The organism is Candidatus Desulfatibia sp., assembly GCF_036446775.1.
Classification (GTDB): Bacteria; Desulfobacterota; Desulfobacteria; order Desulfobacterales; family UBA11574; genus Desulfatibia_A.
The window spans coordinates 1-2,840 of the sequence record NZ_JAZFTO010000073.1; the positions used below are offsets into that span (position 1 = coordinate 1).

General features: G+C 49.5%; 2 protein-coding genes and 1 pseudogene. All 3 read left to right on the forward strand.

Annotated elements, in window-relative coordinates; genetic code table 11:
- Nucleotides 1-1,021, forward strand: a 1,021-nt coding sequence (locus tag V3S16_RS03185; RefSeq protein WP_413883228.1) for a hypothetical protein, incomplete at its 5' end; no start/stop codon positions are given.
- A 49-nt stretch (nt 1,022-1,070) separates the two neighbouring features.
- Nucleotides 1,071-1,901 carry a hypothetical protein gene (locus tag V3S16_RS03190; protein ID WP_413883229.1) on the forward strand — a complete coding sequence of 277 codons (831 nt, stop codon included), beginning with the start codon at nt 1,071-1,073 and terminating at the stop codon, nt 1,899-1,901.
- 56 nt (nt 1,902-1,957) lie between these two features.
- A pseudogene (locus tag V3S16_RS03195) lies at nt 1,958-2,840 on the forward strand (hypothetical protein); the annotation flags it as partial.

A 2,840-nucleotide genomic window follows, 5' to 3' on the forward strand; every position in this document is an offset into this window, starting at 1 on the left:
CGGCTTCTTTGCCAATGTGCTTTTTGCCAAGTTCGAGGCGGTTATTTATGGAAAATTGACCATTGAGGCCAACCTTACGGCCGAGTTTGAGCGCAAAAATCCGGACACCGTTGTACCCGAGTGGCTCGACAATTGGATCGGCGTGGTCGGCAAAGCGGAGATCGGCATTGACATCGTTCTGATCCACGAAAATGTCATGCGGGCCAACGGTGCCATCAAGACCGGTTTTGAGGTAAAATTCAGGATATCGCCCGGCCTGCTCGACCGCTTCGGTGTTGAGTACATGATATATTTTTTGGGAGTTTCCGCCAGCGTCTCCTTTAAGGTCATCTGTTTCAAGGAAAAGAAAAAGGAAGTACAATTTATCGAGGGCAACCCCAAGGAACTCCCCTGGCGGCGCGGGGCCTTTCCACGGCCGGCGGCCAACTCCTTTTGGAATGTCAAGAAGATCATCAATTTGGCCTGGAGCCGCGCCAAGTACCATCGCAGCCGAATCGAAAGTTGTTTGAACAAATACAGCGACCTCCAGTGGGACATGGTGCTGGCCTCCAAAACCCAGGGCGACACCTATCCATACCAGGGAACCCAGAGACCGGATATCGCCAACGATGTGTATACCGACAGTTGGGCCGAACAGTGGCGCAAATGCAGCGAGGCGTTCATCTGGGAGCGACAGACCGTTTGGACCAGAACGGGATTCTGGCGAATCGATTTGAGCAAACGGCTCTACCAGACCGTTGAAATGCTCGATATCCGCGTCAGAAAATTCAAACCCCGGTTGGCAGCGATTAAAAAGATTATGGAGGAGATCCAGGAAATAAACGAGGAGTTGGCGGAAATGGAGGAATTTGCCGACGAAACCGATACCGGTGTGGAGGCCGAATTCAAAAACAGAGTAAAGAGGCTTTCCAGGAGGAGGGAAATTAACTGCCACGAACGTATCGGCAAGCGCCCCATAACCATCACCCAGGCTTTGCTGAAGGACTTGCAGCATTATGCGGCCAAACGGATCCGGTGGTAGCGGAGACAAGCGCGAGATAACGTAGTTTACGGAAAGACGGGAGCAACAAATGGCCGGTAAAGACACTTTGTTTTATGTGCTTGAATGTGCTGTGGAAGGCTGTGATGCCGAATTCTATATAAACGATGTTCCCATTGTTTTACGCGGACCGGAACATGGCAAATACTACGGCGGGCAATGCAACCAACATTTGGTCGACGGCATAAACGAGATAGAGATCATCATCAACCCGGGCCCGACCCCGGGAGAGGCACTCAAAGGCAAGGATGGGGTGCGGCGTCGTTTAACGCCGGATAAAGAGGCCAAGGCCGGGGCCATACTTGCCGTTTATCCATACGGTGCGGTTGTCAGGGGTCCGGAACGCAAGCCTTTGATGAGCGCCCACTGGACGGCCACCGAGAATACTCTGGAATTTTTTCCCAAAGTTGTAACCGGCATTGCGGATCTTGGCCCCCTGTTCGGGCAGTGGGACTGGGAAAAAAGCGAGGCCCTGCAACTCGACGACCCCACTTTGGAAGAGATCGAAGAGCTTCTTTCCAAGCTTTATCAATCACTGCTGACCGGAGATCCGGAACTTTATATTAAAACGAGTCAGGCGAGGTTTAAAAACACAGAGCGAGCCTATGGTTTAAATCCCGGCAAAAAAGAAGACCTTGTGCGGTTGGGTACCCGTTCGGATTCCCGCCAGCACTGGTGGGGACTGGAACCACTTAACCCGACAGATTTTGATTTTCGCCTTTGCGGCCGAAACCGCCTTGTCGAGATCGTTAATAAAGATTGGGAACCGCCCCTTAAGGAATTAGCCGACGATGAAGAAGGAGTGAGCACCTATCCCATGCTTCTCGGCAAAAAGGATGGGGTGCTGGAGATATTATTGTAAATTAAAAATTTATTGGTTTTGTTTAAGCCGATTCAACTCGCGAGATATGAGAGTGTATGCAACTGAATGAAAACAAAGTCATCGAGTTTCTTGCTGAAAATTATGGAGGGTCTCTTGCCACACGAGCCTTATGGATATGGGCCGGCGGCCAAGCAGGAGATATTGATTATATTAAACCCGCCCTGGATCAATGGAGTATGCTGTGGGAAAAAGCAAAAGAAGATCTAGCTCCTTCTAAGATTGCTCTTCTCAGAGAAGCCCTGTTCGATCATATTGGCAACGATACGATCCTTGGATATTTAAACGCTATTGCTGATGATGAGTTTGAAGGCGGTCGCAAGGCCGCCCCGGTTCTTATATTTCTCCTGGAAAAATTGGATCCTGAATTTGATGAAAAAGAAATCCAGGCGGCCATGCTCTCTTTTCCAAAAGGATTTTCAGAAGATGCGGATGAACCGGAAAACCCCTCAAAGGAAAGCCTGACAGAGGCAATCTTCGCTGCCTTGGCTGCAGCGGTCCAAAACCGATTCAAAAAAGATGCACGCTCCGTGCTTGAAGAGAAATGCGAAACGTTGATTAAAGAAAAAATTCCGGCATCAGCCGGATTGATTTCCGGGGGTATGCTGGTTTTACTCCAATGCTTACCGGAAATGGCCCAGGCCTCAAATACCCCGGAAGTACAGGAAGTGACACAAGCAATTCAAGGGATCTTAAAAACGCTGACAAAGAAAGAGGATGCCGGCGAAGCGATCGGGAAATTGACGCCGCTGCTGGAGAAGTTAAAAACACTGGCCGACGATTCCGGGGATGAAATGTTTTCAGCAGCCTCCAACAGCCTTGATTATCAATTTAAGTTCTTAAAAACCCTGTCTGAAGAAACACCTCTTCATTCTTTTGAATGTCTAGCAAGGGCATTGATACAGGCATTATGGGGTACAA